The sequence below is a fragment of the Ideonella sp. WA131b genome, assembly GCA_023657425.1.
Taxonomy (GTDB): Bacteria; Pseudomonadota; Gammaproteobacteria; order Burkholderiales; family Burkholderiaceae_C; genus Rubrivivax.
This window is the reverse complement of record JAGTJW010000003.1, coordinates 1-21,054: the sequence shown is the minus strand read 5'-3', so window position 1 is coordinate 21,054 and position 21,054 is coordinate 1. Positions and strand designations below refer to the sequence as shown.

Genomic DNA, 21,054 nt, shown 5'->3' with positions numbered 1-21,054 from the left:
GCCATGGACGCAGTCTCGTCCTGGCTGCTGAACGGCCTGATCTTCCTCGGCGCTGCGGTCCTGGCGGTGCCGCTGGCGCGGCTGTTGGGTCTGGGCTCGGTGATCGGCTATCTGGCGGCCGGCATCGCCATCGGCCCCTGGGGCCTGCGGCTGGTGACCGACGCCACGGCGATCCTGCATATCGCCGAGTTCGGGGTCGTGCTGATGCTGTTCCTGGTGGGACTGGAGCTCGAGCCGCGCCGGCTGTGGGCTCTGCGGCGGCCGATCTTCGGCTGGGGCACGGTGCAGTTGCTGGGCTCCACCGCGCTGGTGGCCGGCGTGGCCCTGGCCGCGGGGCTGGACTGGCGGCTGGCCCTGGTGTCGGGTCTGGCGCTGGCGCAGAGTTCGACCGCCATCGCGCTGTCGACGCTGGCCGAGCGCAACCTCATGCCCACCGCGGGCGGGCGCAGCATCCTGAGCGTTTCCTTGTTCCAGGACATCGGCGGCATCGCCATCCTGACGCTGCTGCCGCTGCTCGCCGTGCAGCAAGCACACGGCGCGGGGGGCTGGATGGCCGCCGCCCAGGCCGTGGGCATGGTGTTGGCCATCGTCTTCGGCGGGCGCCTGCTGCTGCGGCCGGCGCTGCGCTGGATCGCGCGCAGCGACACGCCGGAGATCTTCACCGCGGCCAGCCTGCTGCTGGTGGTGGCCACCGCGGCGCTGATGCAGGCCGTGGGTCTGAGCATGGCGCTGGGCGCCTTCCTGGCCGGCGTGCTGCTGGCCGGGAGCGAGTACCGCCGCCAGCTGGAGACCGACCTCGAACCCTTCAAGGGACTGTTGCTGGGCCTGTTCTTCATCGCCGTGGGCATGAGCATCGACTTCGCGGTGGTGCGGGCACAACCCTTCTCGATGGCCGCCGTGGTGCTCGGCTTCCTGCTGGTGAAGGCCCTGCTGCTGCTGGCCATGGCGCGGTGGATGGGCATCCCGCTGGCCGAGCGCCCCGTGTTCGTGGTGATGCTGGCGCAGGGCGGCGAGTTCGGGTTCGTGGTGCTGCAGGCAGCCGGCGGCGCGGCACTGCTGCCGCCTGCGGCGGCCAGCTTCCTGCTGGCGGCCATCGCCATCTCGATGCTGCTCACACCCCTGGTGATGGTGCTGGTGGACCGTGTCATCGTGCCGCGGCTGGCGGCAGGGCGCTCGGGCCCGACGCCGCCGGAGATCGCCGAGGAGCAGGCGGCGCCCATCCTCATCCTGGGCTTCGGCCGCTATGGCCAGATCGTGGCGAGGCTCATCAACGCAGAGGGCCTTGCCGCCACGGTGCTCGACCATGATGCCGGCCAGGTGGCCAGCGTGCGCAAGTTCGGCTGGCCGGCTCACTACGGCGACGCCACCCGGCTGGACCTGCTGCGCGTGGCCGGCGCCGGGCGCGCGCGCGTGGTCGTGGTGGCCATCGACGATGTCGGGCAGAGCCTGGCCGCGGTCGACCTGCTGCGCGAACACTTTCCGAACGCCACCATCGTGGCGCGCGCCCGAAACACCACGCACTGGGCCGGCCTGCACGCACGCGGTGTGCAGCACATCGAGCGCGAGACGCTGGACTCGGCCCTGATGAGCGGCCGCTCGGTGCTGGAGCTGATGGGCTGGGAACCGCACACCGCGCGCAATCAGGCGCTGCGCTTTCGCCGCCACAACCTTGAGCTGCTGCACGAGTTGGCGGCGCACCAGGGCGACGAGCGCTCGCTGATCGCACTGGCCAAGCAGGGCCGTGCTCAGCTTGAGCAGCTGTGGGCGCGCGAGCGTGAGCAGCGCCGCGCGCGCGAAGTGCAGCGGGGCGAGGGCTTCGCCGCCTCGGCGCGGGACGGCCTGGGCGACGGGCCCGATTGATCGCAGCTTCAGGCCAGCGCGCAGGCCTCGTCAAAGGCCAGCCGCGGCCCGCGCGGGAACAGCCGGGTGGCGTCGCCGTAGCCCAGGGTGCAGACGAAGTTCGTGCGCACGCGGGTGCCCGCCCAGAAGGTGGAGTCTGTCGCCGCCTGGTCGAAGCCGCTCATCGGCCCGCAGTCCAGGCCCAGCGCGCGTGCCGCCAGCATCAGATAGGCGCCCTGCAGGCTGGCATTGCGCAGGGCCGTGGCCTCGATCAGCGCCGGCTGGCCCTCGAACCAGGCCCGCGCATCGGCGTGCGGGAACAGCTGCGGCAGCTTCTCATGAAAAGCCAGGTCCATGCCCACGATGGCCGTGACCGGGGCCTCGCCGACCTTCCGGCGGTTGCTGCCCTCGTTCATGCAGGCCTGGAGCCGCGCCTTGCCCTCGGGCGTGCGCACGAACACAAAGCGCGCCGGGCTGGCGTTGGCCGAGGTCGGGCCCCACTTCAGCAGCCCATACAGCTCGTGCAACAGCGAATCGGGCACGGGGTCGGGCCTGTAGCCGATGGCGGTGCGCGCCTCGGTGAAGAGCTGGGCGGTGGTGACGGTGCGGACGGCGGTCATGGGGTCGGTGGCAGGCGCCCGGCGGCGGGCAAGGCGAGAATTCTGGGATGTTCCAGCCCTCACAGAACGACGTGCGGCGATTCTTTTGCGGCGCCCACGCCCGCTGGCGTGCCGGCCTGCCCCTGGAGCCCATGCAGGCCATGGCCGCGCGCTGGATTGAGCAGCACCCGGAGTACCACGCCGAGCTGGCCGACGAGGCCGCGGCGCTGGCGGCCGTCTACACGGTGGAGGACGGCCGAACCAACCCGTTCCTGCACTTGAGCATGCACCTGAGCATCGACGAGCAGGTGGCGATCGACCAGCCCACCGGCATCCGCCAGGCCGTGGAACTGCTGGCCGCGCGCAGAGGCAGCCTGCACGAGGCCCAGCACGCCGTGATGGACTGCCTGGGCGAGATGATCTGGGCCAGCCAGCGCAGCGGCCGGCCGCCCGACGGCCAGGCCTACCTCGAGGCGGTGCGCCAGCGGGCCACCAGATGATGGTGCGGGCGGCGGGCGGCCGTCGGTTCAGTCTTCTCGGCGCAGCGCACGGCTGAGCAAGATCACCGGCAAGAGCCCCACGGCCACGATGGCCAGCGAGGGCAGCGCGGCCTCGGCCAGGCGCTCGTCGCGCGCCAGGTTGTAGGCCACCACGGCGAGCGTGTCGCTGCCGAAGGGCCGCAGCACCAGCGTGGCGGGCAGCTCCTTCATCACGTCCACGAACACCAGCAGCGCCGCCGCACCGGCCGAGCGCTTGAGCAGCGGCAGGTGCAGGGCCACAAAGGTGCGGCCGGGCGCGCTGCCCAGCATGCGCGCCGTCTCGTCCACCGACAGCGGCACGCGGGCGTAACCGGCCTCCACCGACTGCAGCGCCACCGCCGAAAAGCGCACCAGGTAGGCGTACAGCAGGCCCAGCACCGTGCCGGTGATGACGGCCGTCGTGCCGGCCTCGGGCCAGCGCTGCTGCAGCCAGCCCACGGGCAGCAGGATGCCCACGGCGATGACGGCCCCGGGCACCGCATACCCCAGCGAAAGCACACGCGCTGCCGCGGCCAGCAGCCGACCGAGCAGGCCGTGTGCGCCGCCACGCAGCACGAAGGCCAGCGCCAGCGCCAGCGCCGTGGCCGCCACGGCCGCGAGGGCTGCGAGCTGGAAGCTGGCGCGGCTCCATTGCCAGAAGCGCTCCCAGGGCAGGCCGAACTCGCCGTGGCGCCACTCGCTCCAGACCCCATGGCCCAGCCACAGCACCGGCAGCACGAAGCCCAGCAGCACCGGCAGCGCGCACAGCGCGATGGCCGCCAGCGCCGCCGCGCCCTGCAGCTGCAGCGGCCTGGCCTCGCTGCCCTGAGCCGCTGTCTGGCTGCCGACAAAACGCATCCGCCGCTGCGCCGCACGCTCGGCCAGCAGCAGCGCCGCCACCACCAGCAGCAGGATCGACGCCAGCTGCGCCGCCGCCACGCGGTCGTTCATCACCAACCAGGCCTTGTAGATGCCGGTGGAGAAGGTGGTGAGGCCGAAATAGGCGCCGACGCCGTAGTCGGCCAGCGTTTCCATCAGCGCCAGCAGCGTGCCGGCGGCCACCGCCGGGCGGGCCATCGGCAGCGCCACCTCGAGCACGCGGCGGCGCATCGGCGCGCCCAGGAGCCGGGCCGCTTCCATCATGCGCACCGCACGCTCGCCCAGGGCCGCCCGGGTGAGCAGGTAGACATAGGGATACAGGCACAGCACGAACAGCACAGTCGCGAACGGCAGGCTGCGCACGTCGGGCCAGAGCGCGCGGTGCACGCCCAGCGCCTCGCGCAGCGCGGTGTGCAGCGGGCTGCTGAACTGCAGCGCGTCGGTCCAGGCGTAGGCCAGCACGTAGGCCGGCATGGCCAGCGGCAGCAGCAGCGCCCACTCAAAGACGCGGCGGCCCGGAAAATCGAACAGCGTCACCGCCGCCGCGGTCGCGCTGCCCAGAACCATCACGCCCAGGCCCACACCCAGCGCCAGCAGCAGCGACTGCGCGGCGTAGCCCGGCAGCACCGTGTCCCACTGGTGGCGCAACACCGCCAGCGCCGCAGCGTCGAGCGCCAACCAGGCGCCCAGCACGCCCAGCACCGGCACGGCCAGCAGCAGGCAGGCGATCAGCAGCGTGGGGCGCAGAAGGGGCATCGGGAGCAGTGGGCGGCCGGAAACCAGGACGGAAATGAGAACAATCCTCATTCGCGGGCACGGCATTATGATGGGGGGCATGTTCCTGTCCCTCGACGACGTCTCGGTCCGTTACGCCCGCGGCGCCACCCGCGCCGCGGTGGACGGCGTGACGCTGGGCCTGCAGGCCGGGCAGATCGGGGTGCTCATCGGCCCGTCGGGCTGCGGCAAGACCTCGCTGCTGCGCGCCGTGGCCGGCCTGGAGCGGCTGGACGGCGGCCGCATCGCCATCGACGGCGAGACGCTGTCCGACGCCGCGGCAGGCCTGCACCGGGCGCCCGAGCGCCGCCGCATCGGCATGGTCTTCCAGGACTACGCCCTGTTCCCGCACCTCAGTGTGGCCGACAACGTGGCCTTCGGCATCGCCGCGCAACCGCGCGCCGAGCGCGAGGGGCGCGTGCAGCGCATGCTCGACCTGGTGGGCCTGGCGCATGCGGCCAGGCGCGCGCCGCACCAGCTCTCGGGCGGCCAGCAGCAGCGCGTGGCGCTGGCGCGGGCACTGGCACCGGGCCCGCGGCTGCTGCTGCTCGACGAGCCCTTCTCCAGCCTCGACGTCGACCTGCGCGAGCGCCTGGCGCAGGAGGTGCGGCAGATCCTCAAGGACAGCGAGACCACCGCGCTGCTCGTCACGCACGACCAGCTCGAGGCCTTTGCCGTGGGCGATGTGATCGGCGTCATGAACCGCGGCCGGCTGGAGCAGTGGGACGACGCCTACACGCTCTACCACCGCCCGGCCAGCCGCTTCGTGGCGCGCTTCATCGGCCACGGCGTGTTCGCGCCGGCCCAGATCGTCGCCTGCGCGCACGGCCCCTGCGTGCACACGCCGGTGGGCGAGCTCGACGACGTCGCCGGTTGCCCGCTGCCCGAGGCCTTCAGCCCAGCCGGCGAGTGCGACGTGCTGCTGCGGGCCGACGACATCGTCCACGACGACGCCTCGCCCGTGCGCGCCCTGATCGAGAGCAAGGCCTTCCGCGGCAGCGAGTTCCTGCTGACGCTGCGGCTGCAGGGCGGCCAGCGCGTGATGGCCCATGTGCCCAGCCACCATGACCACCATGTGGGCGAATGGATCGGCATTCGCGCCGAGGTCGACCACGTCGTGACCTTCCCGCGCGAGCCGGCGGGCGCCCACGGCGCCGACTGAAGAGGCCTGCGGCGCGGAATCGACCCGGGAACCCGGGTCTGTCTTCGTCACTCCAAGACTTTGCGCCCGACCCCGCGCACCTATACTGCAAGCAACCCGCGTGCCCTCTCCCGAAAGGCCACTCCGCATGGGCTCCAAGTTCAAGATCGCCGGCCTGCTGGCCCTGGGCGCCCTGGCCGGCGCCTTGATGACCATGCAGATCTCGGCCGTGGCGCGCAGCGCCTTCGCGCCGCTGCCCGTGGCCGAGCTGCAGCAACTGGCGGCGGTGTTCGACCGCATCAAGGCCGAGTATGTGGAGCCGGTCGACGAGAAGAAGCTCATCTCCGACGCCATCTCGGGCATGGTCTCGGGCCTTGACCCGCACTCGCAGTACCTCGACCAGAAGTCCTTCCGGGAGTTCCGCGAGAACACCGGCGGCCGCTTTGTCGGCATCGGCATCGAGATGACGATGGAAGACGGCCTGGTCAAGGTCGTCTCGCCCATCGAAGGCTCGCCCGCGTTTCGCGCCGGCCTGAAGACCGGCGACCTCATCACCCGCATCGACGACACCCCGGTCAAGGGGCTGACGGTGGATCAGGCGGTCAAGCGCATGCGCGGCGAGCCCGCCACCAAGGTGCAGCTGCAGGTGTTCCGCAAGGACGAGAACCGCAGCTTCCCGGTGAGCATCGTGCGCGAGGAGGTCCGCATGCAGAGCGTGCGGGCTCGCATGGCCGAGCCCGGCTACGGCTGGATCCGCATCAGCCAGTTCCAGGACCGCACCGTCGATGACTTCGTGCGCAAGGTCGAGGAGCTGTACAAGCAGGATCCCAAGCTCAAGGGCCTGGTGCTGGATCTGCGCAACGACCCGGGCGGCCTGCTCGACGCCAGCATCGCGGTCTCGGCCGCCTTCCTGCCCGAGAACCTGGTGGTGGTCAGCACCAACGGCCAGATGCCCGAGTCGCGCATGAGCTTCCGCGCCACGCCGGCCGACTACGTGCGCCGCGGCGGTGCCGATCCGCTCAAGCGGCTGCCGGCGGCGCTGAAGACGGTGCCGCTGGTGGTGCTGGTCAACGAGGGCTCGGCCTCGGCCAGCGAGATCGTGGCCGGCGCGCTGCAGGACCACAAGCGCGCCACGCTCATGGGTGCGCAGACCTTCGGCAAGGGCTCGGTGCAGACCATCCGCCCGCTGCCCGGCGAGACGGCGCTGAAGATCACCACCGCGCGCTACTACACGCCGGCCGGCCGGGCCATCCAGGCCAAAGGCATCACACCCGACGTCTTCCTGGACGAAACTGCAGAGGGCAATGTGTTCGCCGCGCTGCGCATGCGCGAGGCCGACCTGGCCAAGCACCTGGAAGGCGCCGACGAGAAGAAGGACCCGGCGCGCGACAAGGCCCGGGAGGATGCCCGCACCCGCCTCGAGGAGCAGCTGGCCAAGAGCAAGGAACCGCCCAAGCCGCTGCCGGAATTCGGCAGCGCCGAAGACTGGCCGCTGCGCCAGGCCCTGAACCAGCTGCGCGGCCTGCCCGTGGTGGCCAGCAAGACGGCCACCGAGCGGCGCGCCGAGGCGCCGGCCGGCAAGTAAGCGGTCGGTCCACGATGCCCAGGCCCGCTTCGGCGGGCCTTTTTGCGGGACCGCGCCACCATGGGGCGCGCGTATGCTCGCCGCAATGAACCCCGCCAAGCCCCCGCCGAATCCCGAGCTCACCGCGCGCAACTTCCCGAGCGCCCAGGAAGACGCCGCCGCCGTGCCGCAGGCCGAGCGCTACGCCGGCCCCGGCAGCGCCTACCGCCTGGCCTTCATCGACACGGAGTTCCTGCTGCGCGAGGAACTGCGCCCCGTGCGCATGCAGCTGGAACTGCTCAAGCCGGAGCTCGTGCAGGACGAACAGGGCGTCGAAAGCACCATCGTGATCTTCGGCAGCGCGCGCATCCAGGCGCCAGAGCGGGCCGCGCAGCGGCTCGCGGAAGCCGAAGCCAGTGACGACGCCCAGGCGCTGGCGCGCGCCCGCCAGGCCCTCGAACTGAGCCGCTACTACGACGAGGCGCGCCGCTTCGCCGCCATCGCCACGACCAAGAGCCGCGAGCTCGCGACGCCGCTGTTCGTGGTCACCGGGGGCGGCCCCGGCATCATGGAAGCGGGCAACCGCGGCGCCTTCGAGGCCGGCGGCAAGAGCATCGGCCTGAACATCGTGCTGCCGCACGAGCAGGCGCCCAACCCCTACATCACGCCAGAGCTGTGCTTCCAGTTCCACTACTTCGCCATGCGCAAGATGCACTTCGTGATGCGCAGCATCGCGCTGGTGTGCTTCCCGGGTGGCTTCGGCACGCTGGACGAGCTGTTCGAGACGCTCACGCTGGTGCAGAACGGCAAAAGCCGCAAGCGCCCCATCCTGCTGTTCGGCCGCGCCTTCTGGGAGCGGCTCATCGACTTCCAGCACCTGGTGGACACCGGCATGATCGCGGCTCACGACCTGCAGCTGTTCTGCTATGTCGAGAGCGCCGAGGAAGCCTGGGACGTGCTGGCCCGGTGCTATGGCTTTGACCTGCCGGCGACAGAAGGCGGCGCATTCGCGGAAGACGTCTGACACCGCGCCGATGGCCGCCCCGATAGCATCGCGGCCATGAATCGCCTCGTCTCCCTGATCGGCGCGCCCACGGACATCGGTGCCGGGGCGCGCGGCGCCCGCATGGGCCCCGAGGCCTTGCGCGTGGCCGGCCTGCAGGCCGCGCTCGAGGCCCACGGCCTGCAGGTGCAGGACCTCGGCAACCTGGCCGGCCCGCCCAACCCCTGGCTGCCGCCGGTGGACGGCTACCGCCACCTGCCCGAGGTGGTGGCCTGGAACCGCGCCGTGCACGAGGCGGTGCTCGCCGAGCTGCGGCGTGGCCAGCTGCCCATCCTTCTGGGCGGTGACCACTGCCTGGGCCTGGGCAGCATCAGCGCCGTGGCGCGCCATTGCCGCGAGTCGGGCAGGAAGCTGCGCGTGCTCTGGCTCGACGCCCATGCCGACTTCAACACCCGCGTGCTGACGCCCAGCGGCAACCTCCACGGCATGCCCGTGGCCTGCCTGTGCGGGCACGGGCCGCAGGCGCTCATCGAGATCGGCGGCACGGTGCCGGCGCTCAACCCCAAGGCCCTGCGCCAGATCGGCATCCGCAGCGTCGACCCAGGCGAGAAGCGCTTCGTGCACGAGGTGGGCCTGGAGGTCTTCGACATGCGCTTCATCGACGAGATGGGCATGCGCCACACCATGGAGCTGGCGCTGGCCACGCTGGATGCGAACACGCACCTGCACGTGAGCTTCGATGTCGACTTCCTCGACCCCGAGATCGCGCCCGGCGTCGGCACCACGGTGCCGGGCGGCCCCAGCTACCGCGAGGCCCAGCTCTGCATGGAGATGATCGCCGACACCGGCCGCCTGGCCAGCCTGGACATCATGGAACTGAACCCGGCCCTGGACGTGCGCAACAAGACTGCGGCGCTGGCGGTGGACCTGGTGGAAAGCCTGTTCGGCAAGAGCACGCTGATGCGCGTGTGATGCTTTCCATCGACACGCCTTCGACAAGTGCTGGCGGGGCTAAGATGCCCGCATGCCCTTGACCGCACGCGCCCTGGCCCGCCTGCTGGCGGCCCTGGCCGTGGCGCTGGGCCTGGCGGCCGCCGCCCATGGGCAGGCCCGCCCCGCACCCAAGGCCGACGCAGCCGAGCCCGAAGGCCCCACCGCCACCGCGCAGCGCATCTACGAGCGCATCCGCCCGCAGCTGCTGCAGGTGCGCACGCTGCTCAAGACTCAGGACAGCCAGAGCTCCGTGGGCTCGGGCTTCCTGGTCGACGACGCCGGCCACCTCGTCACCAACTACCACGTGATCAGCCAGTACGCGCTGCGGCCGTCGCAGCACCGGCTGGTCTACGCCACGGTCGACGGCCGCCAGGGCGCGCTGCAGCTGCTGGCCTTCGACGTGGTGCACGACCTGGCGCTGCTCAGGCCGGTGGATCCGGCCCCGCTGGCCGGCCGCGGCGCCGTCTCTCTCCGCCCGGCCGGGTTGCCGCTCCCGCGCGGCGCGCGCATCTTCAGCATGGGCAACCCGCTGGACGTGGGCTTCGCCGTGGCCGAGGGCAGCTTCAACGGCCCGGTGGAACGCAGCTTCCTGGCCACGCTGTTCTTTGGCGGCAGCCTGTCGGCGGGCATGAGCGGCGGCCCGGCGCTCGACGACGCCGGCCGGCTGGTGGGCGTGAACGTCGCGGCGCGGCGCGATGGCGAGCAGGTGAGCTTCCTCGTGCCTGCCGACCCCGTGCGCAGCCTCATCACGCGCGGGCGCGGCGCCGCACCCGTCACCACGCCGGCCTGGGACGAGGTGGCGCGCCAGTTGCGCGAGCACGAGGCTCGGCTGGTCTCGGCCTTCGTCGCCCAGCCCTGGCGCAACGCCGGCCACCCCGTCTACCGCATCCCGGTGCCGCAGGAGACCTGGATGCGCTGCTGGGGGCGAAGCTCACCGCCACAGTCGCGCGGCCTGCAGTTCGAACGCAGCGACTGCGAGATGGACAGCCGCGTGTTCGTGGCCGGGCGGCTGCTCACCGGCTACATCACCGTGCGCCACGAGGCCTACGATGGCAGCCGCATCGGTGCCTGGCGTTTCGCCGAGCGCCACAGCGACAGCTTCGGCAACGAGACCGTCGGCCCCGACGACCGCCAGCGCACCGCCGCGCAATGCCGCGAGCGCACCATCACGCCGCCTCCGGGTGCGGAGGGCGCCACCACGGCCAAGGTGGAGCCGGCGCTGCCGATGCGTGCCGTGGTGTGCCTGCGCGCCTACAAGAAGCTGCCCGGCCTGCACGACCTGATGGTGCTGGTGGCCACGCTCGACGGCCGCACCGTGGGCGTGCAGGGGCGGCTCGATGCGGTTGGCGTGGGCGTGGCCGGCGCCGAACAGCTGACGCGGCACTACCTGGCCGGCTTCGGCCGCAGCGCCGCAGCCGCGCAGGTGCCGCGGTGAGCGCCATCCCGGGCACCACGCCCCGCCTGGCCCTGCTCGAGGTGATCGGCCGCGACGGCCGTGTCGCGCAGACGCTCGACGTGCAGCGCTGGCCGCTGACGCTGGGCCGCTCACTGGCCGCCGACGTGGTGCTCGACGACCCGCACGTGGCCCCGCTGCACGCCACGCTGAGCCAGTCCGATGATGGCGGGCTGACGCTCGAAGTGGGAGACACCGCCAACGGCGTGCGGCAGGGCCGCGTGCGCCACGCGCGTGGCGAGCGCGTGGCGGTGCCGGCCGGCGGCGCCACCTGGCAGCTCGGCGGCCTGACGCTGCGCCTGCGAACGCCCGCCGAGACGCTGGCGGCCGAGCAGCCGCTGGCGGCCAGCCGCGCCGAGGGCACGTGGCCGATGGTCGGGGTGGCCCTGGCGCTGGCCGGGCTGACGCTGACCAAGCACGGGCTGAGCCTGGACCCGGGCTCCGAGCTGGGCGACTGGCTGCCGCTGGTGGCCGGCCTGCCGCTGGCGCTGGGTTTGTGGGCGGGGCTCTGGGCGTTGGCCTCCAAGCTGTTCCAGCACCGCTTCGAGTTCGCCGCCCACCTGCGGCTGGCGCTGCCCGTGGCGCTGGGCGTCGAAGTGCTGGACGCCGTCCTGCCGCCGCTGGCCGCGGCGCTGGACCTGCCCCTGCTGTGGCGCCTGCTGGGCCCGCTGCAGCTGGCAGCCCTGCTGTGGCTGCTGTTCCGCCACCTGGCGCGGGTGCTGCCGCAGGCGCGCCGGGCCGTCGCGGCCTTCGTGGGCGCGGCGGCAGTGGCCGGCGCGGCGGTGGCCGTCCATGCCAGTTGGCGCAGCGTCGACCGCTGGAGCCGGCCGCCCTACATGAGCACGCTGCCGATGCCGTCGATGCTGTGGCGCGCACCCGCGCCAGCCGAGGCGTTGGCCGCCGATCTTGCGCCGCTGGCCGAGCAGCTGGCCCGGCGCGTGCAGAAGGCCCGCGACGAAGAGCCGCCCGACGACGACGGCGACGAATAGCCCACCCGCACCCGCCCCCATGAACACCCGCCCGCTGCTCATTGGCCTGTCGGCCCGCATCTACACCCCCGGCTCGGCCGGCGTCGAGCTGCCCGGCGTCTGGACGAAGACGCTGCACTACCTGGAGCAGAGCGTCGCGCACTGGGTGCTGTCGGGCGGGGCGGTGGCGGTGATGATTCCGGCCGTCAGCAGCGGCAGCCTCGTCGTGCGCAGCGACATCGACCTCGCCCACTATGCCGCCGTGCTCGACGGCCTGGTGCTGCAGGGTGGCAACGACCTGGCGCCCGCGCATTACGGCGAGCAGCCGCTGCACCCTGACTGGGCCGGCGACCCCGTGCGCGACGCCTACGAACTGGCGCTGGTGCAGGCCTTCGTGGCCGCCGGCAAGCCCGTGTTCGGCATCTGCCGCGGCCTGCAATTGCTGAACGTGTGCTTCGGCGGCAGCCTGTGGCAGGACATCGGCACGCAGCGCCCCGATGCGGTGGAGCACCGCATCGCCGGCCGCTACGAGCGCCACTTCCACGACATCGAGTTCGTGCCCGGCAGCCACCTCGCCGGCCTGTACCCCGGCGTGCCGCGCGCCACCACCAACAGCATCCACCACCAGGGCATCAAGCAGCTGGCGCCGGGCTTCGTGGTGGAGGCGCGCTGCCCTGACGACGGCATGGTCGAGGCCATCCGCCGCGTCGAACCCGGGCCCTTCGTGGCCGGGGTGCAGTGGCACCCCGAGTTCCACGGCCCGGAGCACCCGCACACCCTCGACGACGGGCCCATCCTGCAGGATTTCCTCGCCGCCTGCCTGCGTGCCCGCGCGGCCCGCTGAACACGCACACACAGCGCTTCAGGGATTTCGCTTAAGGGCGAGTCCCGTCATGGTTTGTCACGAGAACCGTCACCGCATGGCGTCATGCGACGTGGACACAATGTCGGTACCGTGAAACGCCGCTTCCTGCCCCTGGGTCTGGCCGCTGGGCTGACGCTCATGCTGGCGGCCCTCTTGCCCACCCTGTTGCCTGCCCGGGCGCAGCCCTTCACGCCCGCCGAGGCGCCGCTGCGCATCGCCTCCGCGTTTGACCCGCAGACCATGGACCCGCACGCCATCGCGCTGCTGTACCACACGCGCGTGGTGTTCCAGGTCTACGAGTCGCTCGTCAACCGCGACGAGCGCTTCCGGCTCGAACCGGGCCTGGCCCTGTCGTGGCAGCCCGTGCAACCCACCGTGTGGCGCATGCGGCTGCGGCCGGGGGTGCTGTTCCACGACGGCACGCCCTTCACCGCCGACGACGCGGTGTTCTCGATCGAGCGGGCCATCGCCGCGCCCTCGCAACGCGCGTTCCAGCTCAAGGGCGTGACGGGCGCGCGCAAGGTCGACCCGCTCACCATGGATATCCTGCTCGAGGCGCCCGACGCCGTGCTGCCCGAGAAGCTGCAGTACATCGGCATGATGAGCCGGGCCTGGAGCGAGCGCCACGGCGTGCAGCGCGCGCAGGACTTCAACGGCAAGCAGGAAACCCACGCCGTGCGCCACGCCAACGGCACCGGCCCGATGCGCCTGCTGCGCTACGAGCCCGACGTGCGGACGCAGCTGCAGCGCCACCCGCCATGGTGGGGCTGGGCCGATCGGCGCAGCGGCAATCTCGGCGCCGTGCACTTCGTCACCGTGCGCAGCGACGCCACGCGGCTGGCGGCGCTGGCCTCGGGTGAGGTCGACCTGGTGCTGGATCCGCCCTACCAGGACATCCTGCGCCTGAAGGCCGACGCCCGCTACGCGCTGATGCAGACGGCCGACATCGGCCAGCAGTACCTGGCCTTCGACCTGGCCAGCCCCGAGCTGCGCGACAGCGACGTCAAGGGCCGCAACCCCTGGCGCGACCTGCGCGTGCGCCGTGCCGTGTACCACGCGCTGAACATGCCGCTGATCATCGACAAGGTGCTGCGCGGCCAGGGCGAGCCCACCGGCGCGCTGCTGAGCCCGCTGGTCGACGGCTCGCCGGCCGAACTCGACCGGCGGCTGCCCTACGACCCCGCCCGCGCCCGCCAGCTGCTGGGCGAGGCGGGCTACCCCAACGGCTTTTCCGTCACGCTCGACTGCGTGAACGTGACCTGGCGCGAGAACGTCTGCCAGGCGATGGCCGCCATGCTCACGCAGGTGGGCATCCGGACGCAGCTGCGCAGCAGCCCGAGCAGCAGCTTCTTTCCCAAGCTCACGCAGGGCACGGCCAGCTTCATCGAATACGGCTGGACGGCCACGCCCGACGCCTGGAACTCGCTCAACGGCCTGTTCCGCACGCACGACAAGTCGGGCCTGGGCAGCTTCAACGCCGGCCGCTACAGCAACCCCAAGGTCGATGCGCTGATCGACGCCTTGCGCACCGAACCCGACCTGACGCGCCGCCGCGCGATGGTGAGCACCGTGCTGCGCCTGGTGGCCGACGACCTGCCCTACATCCCCCTGTACCGCCGCACCCTCAGCTGGGCGATGACCAAGAAGGTGCAAACGGTGATGTGGCCCAACGACACCATCGAACTGCGCTGGGTGCGCTTGCGCTGAGCCGCGGCTCCAGGTCCGCCTGCGCGGACCTGGACGGCGAAGCGGACCGCAGCTCTGCGACGGACGCCGAGTACCCGTGCGGGCGGGGTTCAGGGCCTGGGGCACGGCCCCTGGTGGCGCCGCCAGTCCCAGGGCGGCACGGCCCCGGGCGGCTGCCGGTGCAGGCCACGGCCCAGGGCGCGGGCCTTTCGCTCCTGCTGCAGCAGCGGGCCGCGGTCCTGGCGGCTGCGCGTGCTCCAGGCATGGCCGTCTTCCACCAGGCGGGTGCCGAGGTCGATCCCGCCGACCGTCACGCGGCCCACCACGCGGCCGTAGCTGTCGCGCGCCACGGGGGTCAGGATCGCCTGCTGGTTGAGCGCCAACGCCGCCAGCGCAGCCCTGGCCTCGGGGCCCCAGGGCTGGCAGATCTCGGGCGCGTCGATGTCGCGCAGCCGCACGGTCACCGGCTTGCGCTCGGGCATGCGGAGCCGGAGCGTGTCGCCGTCGGTGACGGCCACCACCAGCCCCTGAACGGCCTGCGCGGGACCGCCCTGGGCTGCGGCGGACGCGGCGGCGCCGCCCAGGGCCAGGGCCAGCAGGGCCACGGCACGCGGACGGCAGGCCAGGCGCTTCACGCCCGCGATCCTGCGGAACGCCGCTGCCCGCGGGCACCGCCCAGCGGGCGGGCGAGTGCCGCTTCGCCCGCGGCCACCAGGCGTTCGAGGCGGTCCTTGAGCTTCTCGGTGCTGAGCTGCTCGCGCAGCCGCTCGATCATCAGCGGCAATGCAAACGGGCTCGGCGCGGCCAGCAGCACCCGCTGCTGCGGCAAGGCCTGCAGCCGCGTCAGCGTGGCCTGCAGGCGCGACAGCTCCAACTCCTGCGCCAGCACCTCGGCCCGCGCCTGCGTGAGCAGCCGGTTGCCGGCGTCGTACTGGCGGAAGACCTCGAAGAACAGGCTGCTGGAAGCCTGCAGCTGGCGCAGGCTCTTGGGTGCGCCCGGGTAGCCGCCGAACACCAGCCCGGCCACGCGCGCGATCTCGCGGAAGCGGCGCTGCGCCAACTGCCCGCTGTTGAGGCTGGCCAGCACGTCGTGCAGCAGGTCATCCGTGGCCCAGAGCGCCGGGTCTTCGAGTGCACCCTCGGGCAGCGGCGCGGCCGCCACGATCTCCAGGCCGTAGTCGTTGATGCTCAGGGAGAAGGTGTTCGGCCTGGCATCGCGCACCCGGTTCGCCAGCCGCCAGGCCAGCAGCTGCGCGAGGCCGATGTGCACGTTGCGCCCGGCAAAGGGGTAGAGAAAGACGTGGTGGCCCTCGCGGCTGTCGTAGCGCTCCACGAGCAGCGCGTCGCGCACCGGCAGCCTGGACAGCCGCGCCTGCGCCTGCAGCATCGGCATCGCGGCCTGCAGCTCGGGCTCGGCGAAGTCGCCGCCGGCCGCGCCGTCGAGCAGGGCCTGCACCGAGTCGGCCAGCTCGCTGGACAGCGGCATCTTGCCGCCGGCCCAGGCCGGCACCACCCCACGGGACTTCTTGGCCACGCGCACCAGCGCCGCCATCTCGTGCGTGCGCACGTACTCCAGCACACGGCCGGCGAAGACGAAGCAGTCGCCCTTGTTCAGGCGCGCGATGAAGCCCTCCTCCACATGGCCCAGCGTGGCGCCGGCCCCGGCGCCGCTGGCCCACTTCACGGCCATGGACGCGTCCGACACGATGGTGCCGACCATCAGCTTGTGGCGGCGCGCGATGGATGCATCGGCCACACGCCAGCGGCCGTCGGCGCCTTGCACGATGCGGTGGTACTCGGGGTAGGCCGAGAGGCTGTCGCCGCCGCGCTCGCAGAAGGCCAGGGCCCAGTCGAAGGCCTCGCGCGGCAGCGTGCGGTAGGCGGGCGCCGAGCGCACCTCGTCGAAGAAGGCGTCGGCCTCGAAGCCGCCGCCTTCATCACCACCGATCGCCACCGTGACGATGTGCTGCACCAGCACGTCCAGCGGCGCCTCGGGGCTGCTGCGGCATTCCACGCGGCCGGCCCGCGCGGCGCGGCGCGCGGCGGCGGCTTCCACGAGCTCGAGCGTGTGGGTGGGCACCAGGGTCACACGGCTGGTGCGGCCGGGGGCGTGGCCGCTGCGGCCGGCGCGCTGCAGCAGGCGCGCCACGCCCTTGGCGCTGCCGATCTGCAGCACACGCTCCACGGGCAGGAAGTCCACGCCCAGGTCCAGGCTGGAGGTGGCCACCACCGCCTTGAGCCGCCCCTGCCGGAGCCCGGCCTCGACCCACTCGCGCACGGCCTTGTCCAGGCTGCCGTGGTGCAGGGCCACGAGCCCGGCCCAGTCGGGCCGCTGGTCCAGCAGCAGCTGGTACCAGGTCTCGGCCTGGCTGCGCGTGTTGGTGAAAACGAGCGTGGTGCCGCTGCCCTCGATCTCGCGCACCACCGGCTCCAGCATCTGCGCGCCCAGGTGGCCGCCCCAGCTGAAACGGCCGGGCTCGGCGGGCAGCAGCGTGTCGATGACCAGCGCCTTGTCGTGCACGCCGCGCACCAGCGTGGCGTCGGCCTGGCCCGTCAGTGTGGCCATGGACTCCTGCGGGTTGCCCAGGGTGGCGCTGAGCCCCCAGACCACGAGGCCGGGGTTGAAACGCTTCAGGCGCGCCAGCGCCAGCTGCAGCTGCACGCCGCGCTTGTTGCCGATGAGCTCGTGCCACTCGTCGACGACGACGGTGTGGATGCCGGCCAGCTCGGCCGCGGCACGCTCGCGCGTGAGCAGCAGCGTCAGGCTCTCGGGCGTGGTCACCAAGGCCTCGGGCATGCGGCGGTCCTGGCGCGCACGCTCGGCGGCGGGGGTGTCGCCGGTGCGCTGGCCCACGCGCCACATCGGGGCCAGGCTGCCCAAGGGTTCGGCCAGCGCACGCGTGGTGTCGGCGGCCAGCGCGCGCATGGGCGTGATCCACAGCACCTGCAGCCCCGGCGCGGCAGCGCGCTGCGCCCGCGCGCGCAGCAGCGCGCCGATCCACACCGCCAGCGTCTTGCCGCTGCCCGTGGTGGCGTGCAGCAGGCCGCTGCGGCCCTGCGGCATGGCGGCCCAGACCTCGCGCTGGAAGCCAAAGGGCTGCCAGCCGCGGGAGGCGAACCACTCGTCGGGCGACATGGGGGCGTGGCTCCGCACGGCGTTCAGCCCGCGGTGGCGATCCAGCCTTCGACCGGGTCCAGGCCCTCGGGCAGGCCGTGGCGCGGCTGCTCCAGTGCCCAGGCCGCCTGCAGCAGGCAGAGCACGGCGTCGAGCCGGTCGCCGCTGGCGTCGGCCACCAGATCGCCGGCCTGCGCGGGCGTGAGCTTCAGGCGCAGGCCCAGGCGCGTGCGGCCCTGCTCCAGCGCCTCAACGATGGTCTTGCGCGCCAGCAGGCGCTCGGGCGCCTCGCTGTTCTTGTAGCTGGTGCGGCCGATGAGTTCGTGGGCCAGCAGGCCCGGGTAGCCTTCGAGCGCCACGCGCCTGCCCTCGCCCTGCTCGACCGGCGCCTGCAGGCCCGGCAGCGCCACGCCCGCCTGCACCAGCCGCGCAAAGCCCTCGAACCACATGAAGCCCACGGGCACGTAGCGTGTCTGCAGCGGGCTCGAGGAACTCAGGCCCGTCATGGCCGTGTCCGTGACGCGGTGGATGAGCCGCTGGCCCGGCGGCCGGCCATTGCCCCAGCTGTCGACCAGGGCCTGGAAGTCCTTGCGCGTGGCGCAGCGCGCGCGCACGGCCTGCACCACGGCCGCGGCGTCGGCACCCAGCGCGTGGGCGTCCACAAAGGCGCGCGGCAGGCCGAAGGGGAAGTCGAAGGCGCCCAGCCAGGGGCCGGGCACGGCCAGCGCGGCCTCGAAGGCGGCCAGCGTGGGCATCTCGTCCAAGCCCAGCAGCCGCACGACGGCGCCCTGCCGCTCGCCGCGCGCGCGCACGATGGGCTTGCGGCGGCCGGGCGCGCTGCTGAAGTCAACGCCCCACAACATCGTCGTCACGGGTTCATCCCCAGGCCAGGGCCATCACGCCCCCGGCGATGCAGGCCGCACCGGCCAGGCGCAGGCCGCGGTCGGCCTCACCGAGCAGCCGGCCACCGATGAGCGCGGCCACCAGCAGGCTGAGCTCGCGCGCCGGTGCCACGTGGCTGAGCGGCGCCATCTGCAGCGCGTACAACACGCAGATGTAGGCCGACGGCCCCAGCGTGCTCACCACCAGCGCGCAGCGCCACTGCAGCCGCCAGGCGGCCTTGATGCCGGCGCGGTCGCGCAGCAGCAGCGGCAGCTGCAGCGGCAGGCGCAGCAGGTTGCACAGGTAGTCGAGCACCACCGGACCGATCAGCAGCACCTTGATGGCGTAGCCGTCGACCACCGAGTAGCCGGCGATCAGTGCGCCCGTGATCAGCCCCCAGCGCACGCCGGCGGCGGTGCGGCGGCGCTGCTCGGCGCTGGCGGTGTGCAGCCGCGTGAAGAGCGCCGGCCCGCCAGCGATCAGGAACACGCCGCCGCACACCGCAAGCACGCCCAGCGTGCCGGACAGACCCAGCGTCTCGCCGAGCAGCAGCACCGCCACCGCGGCCGTGAGCAGCGGCGCGCTGCCGCGCGCCAGGGGGTACACCACGGTAAGGTCGCCCACGCGGTAGCCCGTGATGAGCGCGCGGAAGTACAGCAGGTGCACGGCGGCGCTGGCGCCCACCACACCCCACTCCGCCCAGCCCCAGCGCGGCACTTCGTGCCATCCGAACCACAGGCCCATCGGCAGCCACAGCACGCTGGTGAGGGCCGTGGTGATGAAGACGAAGCGGTCATCGCCGCCGGCCTTCATCGACGCGCGTTTGGCGGCGATGTTCCAGGTGGCATGCAGCACGGCGGCGAGGATCACGAGCGCGAGCGCGGCGGGCGGCATGACCCGATTCTGGCCGCGCCACGGGCGCACTACAGTCGTTGGCATGACAGTGAACCCGGTTCTCGTGCACGCGCTGCGCGGCGGCATCGTCGAAAGCCAGCACCGCGGCGCCATCGCCGTGCTCGACGCCGACGGCGCCGTGCACACCGCCGTGGGCGACATCGAGCGCCCGATCTTCCCGCGCAGCGCCGTCAAGGTGCTGCAGGCCCTGCCGCTGGTGGCCAGCGGCGCCGCCGAGCGCTACGGCCTGACCGATGCCGAACTGGCCCTGGCCTGCGCCAGCCACGGCGGCGAGCCCGCGCACGCGGCCACGGCGGCCGGCATGCTGGCCAAGGCCGGCGTGGACGCGATGGCGCTGGAGTGCGGCACGCATTGGCCCTACCACGACGCGTCGATCAAGGCGTTGGCCGCCAGCGGCCAGGCGCCGAGCGCGCTGCACAACAACTGCTCGGGCAAGCACAGCGGCTTCGTCTGCGTGGGCTGCCTGATGGCGGCCGAGCGCGGCGCCGATGCGCGCGCCTTCCTGCGCGGCTACGTGGCGCCCGAGCACCCGGTGATGCGGGAGGTGACCGCCGCGCTGCAGGCCGCCACCGGCTACGACCTGACGCACACGGCGTGCGGCACCGACGGCTGCAGCATCCCCACCTACGCCATCCCGCTGCGCCATCTGGCACACGCCTTTGCGCGCGTGGCCACGGGCGTGGGCCTGCAGCCCGACCACGCCCGCGCGGCGAGGCGCCTGCGCGAGGCGGTGGCGACGGCGCCCTTCATGGTGGCCGGCAGCGGGCGCTTCGACACCCGTGTGATGGAGGCGCTGGGCCCGCGCGTGTTCTGCAAGGTGGGGGCCGAGGGCGTGCACTGCGCCGCCATCCCCGAGTTGGGGCTGGGCGTGGCCATCAAGATGGACGACGGCAACAACGCGCGCGCGGTGGAGGTGGTGATGGCGGCCACCATCGCGGCGCTGGTGCCGCTGGAAAGCACCGAAGCCGACCTGCTGCAGGAGCTGGCCAACCACCCAGTGCGCAACTGGAACGGCATCGAAGTCGGGCGGCTGCGGTGGACGGGCGGAGTCGAGCAAACCGACGCACCACCCAGCCTGGCCAACCCGACACCCAGGAGCTGACCCCAACGGACCGGAGGCATCCGCGAGGTGATGGGCGCATGCACGCACTGCGTGTAATCTCCGTCATGACTTCCCCTCTTTCCGAGCAGATTGAACTTCCACGAGTCACTCTGGGCACCCCGATACCGTTACTGGATTGGGGAAGTCCCTTCGTATTCGCTCAATCTGATCCGCTAGGGCATGCAGCTTAAGCTTGTTGTGCGGCGCCTCCGGCACCTTCGCACACCAGGCTTACGCTGCAAGACTACGCGGGAAGCTCAGCTCGAACGTTAGGCCTCACAGGAGACACCTGCGCATGCCAACAGTGAAGAAAGAACCTGCGGCCCTCCAGCAACTGCGAGTTGCCAAGACCTACAGCCCGGAGCAGGACGGCGCGAAGCGCTTTGCGAAGAGACATGGCGAGAACTTGGTCTGCGTCCGACACCGCATGTCTGGCGACGGCCTCACCCGCTACACAACCGTGGAACTGCTCGCGGAAACGACCCCCGTAGCAACCCGAAACCGCTCGCTCATCGCCCTGCGCATTCCGGACAGCACCAAGTCGATGCGCTCGCTCTTGCTCGCCTGCGGAGCCACGTGGGACGCGAAGAACAAGCTTTGGCTCATCCCACATATGGTCGCCAAAGGCCTTCGCCTGCTGAAGTATCGTGCAGAACTTCCTGGGTAAACCCCCATTGGTGCCTATGGCAATATCCGGGTGCATGCACCAAGTTCTTGCCATACGCACCTAGTTCGCTATGCTGTCGAAAACACGTTAG

The 21,054-nt window shown here is 72.2% G+C and carries 18 protein-coding genes; 12 read left to right on the top strand and 6 right to left on the bottom strand.

Annotated features, from left to right (window positions below; genetic code table 11):
* Window positions 1-3: 3 nt before the first annotated feature.
* Entirely contained in the window at window positions 4-1,860 is a 1,857-nt protein-coding gene (kefC, locus tag KA711_15115) for a glutathione-regulated potassium-efflux system protein KefC (protein ID MCM0610296.1), read from the top strand.
* 8 nt (window positions 1,861-1,868) lie between these two features.
* Here kefC and KA711_15110 read toward each other — a convergent pair whose 3' ends face one another.
* Window positions 1,869-2,459, bottom strand: a complete 591-nt coding sequence (locus tag KA711_15110) for a malonic semialdehyde reductase (GenBank protein ID MCM0610295.1) — start codon at window positions 2,457-2,459, stop codon at window positions 1,869-1,871.
* A gap of 47 nt (window positions 2,460-2,506) precedes the next feature.
* On the opposite strand from KA711_15110, the gene KA711_15105 reads away from it, so the two are divergent.
* Window positions 2,507-2,938 (top strand): DUF1841 family protein, encoded by a 432-nt coding sequence (locus tag KA711_15105; protein MCM0610294.1) that lies wholly within the window; start codon window positions 2,507-2,509, stop codon window positions 2,936-2,938.
* Window positions 2,939-2,965: 27 nt separating this feature from the next.
* Here the strand turns inward: KA711_15105 and KA711_15100 are convergent, their stop codons facing one another.
* The gene (locus KA711_15100; GenBank protein MCM0610293.1) at window positions 2,966-4,591 is read right to left on the bottom strand and encodes an iron ABC transporter permease; all 1,626 of its coding nucleotides are present in this window, start codon (window positions 4,589-4,591) and stop codon (window positions 2,966-2,968) included.
* A gap of 79 nt (window positions 4,592-4,670) precedes the next feature.
* Between KA711_15100 and KA711_15095 the strand changes: the two genes are divergently transcribed.
* From KA711_15095 to KA711_15060, 8 genes are all read left to right on the top strand, one after another.
* On the top strand, window positions 4,671-5,771 hold the full coding sequence (locus tag KA711_15095) for an ABC transporter ATP-binding protein (protein MCM0610292.1): 1,101 nt from the start codon (window positions 4,671-4,673) through the stop codon (window positions 5,769-5,771).
* Between the two features lie 127 nt (window positions 5,772-5,898).
* Window positions 5,899-7,335: a S41 family peptidase gene (locus tag KA711_15090; GenBank protein ID MCM0610291.1), complete on the top strand. Its 1,437-nt coding sequence runs from the start codon at window positions 5,899-5,901 to the stop codon at window positions 7,333-7,335.
* Between the two features lie 85 nt (window positions 7,336-7,420).
* Window positions 7,421-8,338: a TIGR00730 family Rossman fold protein gene (locus KA711_15085; GenBank protein MCM0610290.1), complete on the top strand. Its 918-nt coding sequence runs from the start codon at window positions 7,421-7,423 to the stop codon at window positions 8,336-8,338.
* A gap of 36 nt (window positions 8,339-8,374) precedes the next feature.
* Window positions 8,375-9,289 (top strand): arginase, encoded by a 915-nt coding sequence (gene rocF, locus KA711_15080; GenBank protein ID MCM0610289.1) that lies wholly within the window; start codon window positions 8,375-8,377, stop codon window positions 9,287-9,289.
* A gap of 52 nt (window positions 9,290-9,341) precedes the next feature.
* Window positions 9,342-10,745 carry a trypsin-like peptidase domain-containing protein gene (locus KA711_15075; GenBank protein MCM0610288.1) on the top strand — a complete coding sequence of 468 codons (1,404 nt, stop codon included), beginning with the start codon at window positions 9,342-9,344 and terminating at the stop codon, window positions 10,743-10,745.
* Window positions 10,742-11,752, top strand: coding sequence for an FHA domain-containing protein (locus KA711_15070; GenBank protein MCM0610287.1), 1,011 nt, complete (start codon window positions 10,742-10,744; stop codon window positions 11,750-11,752). Before KA711_15075 ends, KA711_15070 begins: the two co-directional genes overlap by 4 nt.
* Window positions 11,753-11,771: 19 nt before the next feature.
* On the top strand, window positions 11,772-12,575 hold the full coding sequence (locus KA711_15065) for a type 1 glutamine amidotransferase (GenBank protein ID MCM0610286.1): 804 nt from the start codon (window positions 11,772-11,774) through the stop codon (window positions 12,573-12,575).
* A 111-nt stretch (window positions 12,576-12,686) separates the two neighbouring features.
* Window positions 12,687-14,303, top strand: a complete 1,617-nt coding sequence (locus tag KA711_15060) for an ABC transporter substrate-binding protein (GenBank protein MCM0610285.1) — start codon at window positions 12,687-12,689, stop codon at window positions 14,301-14,303.
* 89 nt (window positions 14,304-14,392) lie between these two features.
* Here KA711_15060 and KA711_15055 read toward each other — a convergent pair whose 3' ends face one another.
* Genes KA711_15055 through KA711_15040 form a run of 4 tightly spaced genes read right to left on the bottom strand, consistent with a single transcriptional unit; the run spans window position 14,393 to window position 19,173 of the window.
* A complete protein-coding gene (locus tag KA711_15055; protein ID MCM0610284.1) occupies window positions 14,393-14,917 on the bottom strand; it encodes a thermonuclease family protein in 525 nt (174 codons plus the stop codon).
* Window positions 14,914-17,418 (bottom strand): ligase-associated DNA damage response DEXH box helicase, encoded by a 2,505-nt coding sequence (locus tag KA711_15050; GenBank protein MCM0610283.1) that lies wholly within the window; start codon window positions 17,416-17,418, stop codon window positions 14,914-14,916. The genes KA711_15055 and KA711_15050 overlap by 4 nt, the downstream gene beginning before the upstream one ends.
* Before the next feature lie 23 nt (window positions 17,419-17,441).
* Entirely contained in the window at window positions 17,442-18,260 is an 819-nt protein-coding gene (locus KA711_15045) for a DUF429 domain-containing protein (GenBank protein ID MCM0610282.1), read from the bottom strand.
* 13 nt (window positions 18,261-18,273) lie between these two features.
* On the bottom strand, window positions 18,274-19,173 hold the full coding sequence (locus tag KA711_15040; protein ID MCM0610281.1) for an EamA family transporter: 900 nt from the start codon (window positions 19,171-19,173) through the stop codon (window positions 18,274-18,276).
* A 43-nt stretch (window positions 19,174-19,216) separates the two neighbouring features.
* Between KA711_15040 and KA711_15035 the strand changes: the two genes are divergently transcribed.
* Together KA711_15035 and KA711_15030 are read left to right on the top strand one after the other, a co-directional pair.
* On the top strand, window positions 19,217-20,296 hold the full coding sequence (locus tag KA711_15035) for an asparaginase (protein ID MCM0610280.1): 1,080 nt from the start codon (window positions 19,217-19,219) through the stop codon (window positions 20,294-20,296).
* A 295-nt stretch (window positions 20,297-20,591) separates the two neighbouring features.
* Window positions 20,592-20,963 carry a hypothetical protein gene (locus KA711_15030; protein MCM0610279.1) on the top strand — a complete coding sequence of 124 codons (372 nt, stop codon included), beginning with the start codon at window positions 20,592-20,594 and terminating at the stop codon, window positions 20,961-20,963.
* Window positions 20,964-21,054 lie beyond the last annotated feature (91 nt).

Bases quoted from the DNA above. Each gene is read 5' to 3' on its own strand.
- kefC (MCM0610296.1), top strand. From the start codon at position 4: ATGGACGCAGTCTCGTCCTGGCTGCTGAACGGCCTGATCTTCCTCGGC.
- KA711_15110 (MCM0610295.1), bottom strand. From the start codon at position 2,459: ATGACCGCCGTCCGCACCGTCACCACCGCCCAGCTCTTCACCGAGGCG.
- KA711_15105 (MCM0610294.1), top strand. From the start codon at position 2,507: ATGTTCCAGCCCTCACAGAACGACGTGCGGCGATTCTTTTGCGGCGCC.
- KA711_15100 (MCM0610293.1), bottom strand. From the start codon at position 4,591: ATGCCCCTTCTGCGCCCCACGCTGCTGATCGCCTGCCTGCTGCTGGCC.
- KA711_15095 (MCM0610292.1), top strand. From the start codon at position 4,671: ATGTTCCTGTCCCTCGACGACGTCTCGGTCCGTTACGCCCGCGGCGCC.
- KA711_15090 (MCM0610291.1), top strand. From the start codon at position 5,899: ATGGGCTCCAAGTTCAAGATCGCCGGCCTGCTGGCCCTGGGCGCCCTG.
- KA711_15085 (MCM0610290.1), top strand. From the start codon at position 7,421: ATGAACCCCGCCAAGCCCCCGCCGAATCCCGAGCTCACCGCGCGCAAC.
- rocF (MCM0610289.1), top strand. From the start codon at position 8,375: ATGAATCGCCTCGTCTCCCTGATCGGCGCGCCCACGGACATCGGTGCC.
- KA711_15075 (MCM0610288.1), top strand. From the start codon at position 9,342: ATGCCCTTGACCGCACGCGCCCTGGCCCGCCTGCTGGCGGCCCTGGCC.
- KA711_15065 (MCM0610286.1), top strand. From the start codon at position 11,772: ATGAACACCCGCCCGCTGCTCATTGGCCTGTCGGCCCGCATCTACACC.
- KA711_15050 (MCM0610283.1), bottom strand. From the start codon at position 17,418: ATGTCGCCCGACGAGTGGTTCGCCTCCCGCGGCTGGCAGCCCTTTGGC.
- KA711_15045 (MCM0610282.1), bottom strand. From the start codon at position 18,260: ATGTTGTGGGGCGTTGACTTCAGCAGCGCGCCCGGCCGCCGCAAGCCC.
- KA711_15040 (MCM0610281.1), bottom strand. From the start codon at position 19,173: ATGCCGCCCGCCGCGCTCGCGCTCGTGATCCTCGCCGCCGTGCTGCAT.
- KA711_15035 (MCM0610280.1), top strand. From the start codon at position 19,217: ATGACAGTGAACCCGGTTCTCGTGCACGCGCTGCGCGGCGGCATCGTC.
- KA711_15030 (MCM0610279.1), top strand. From the start codon at position 20,592: ATGCCAACAGTGAAGAAAGAACCTGCGGCCCTCCAGCAACTGCGAGTT.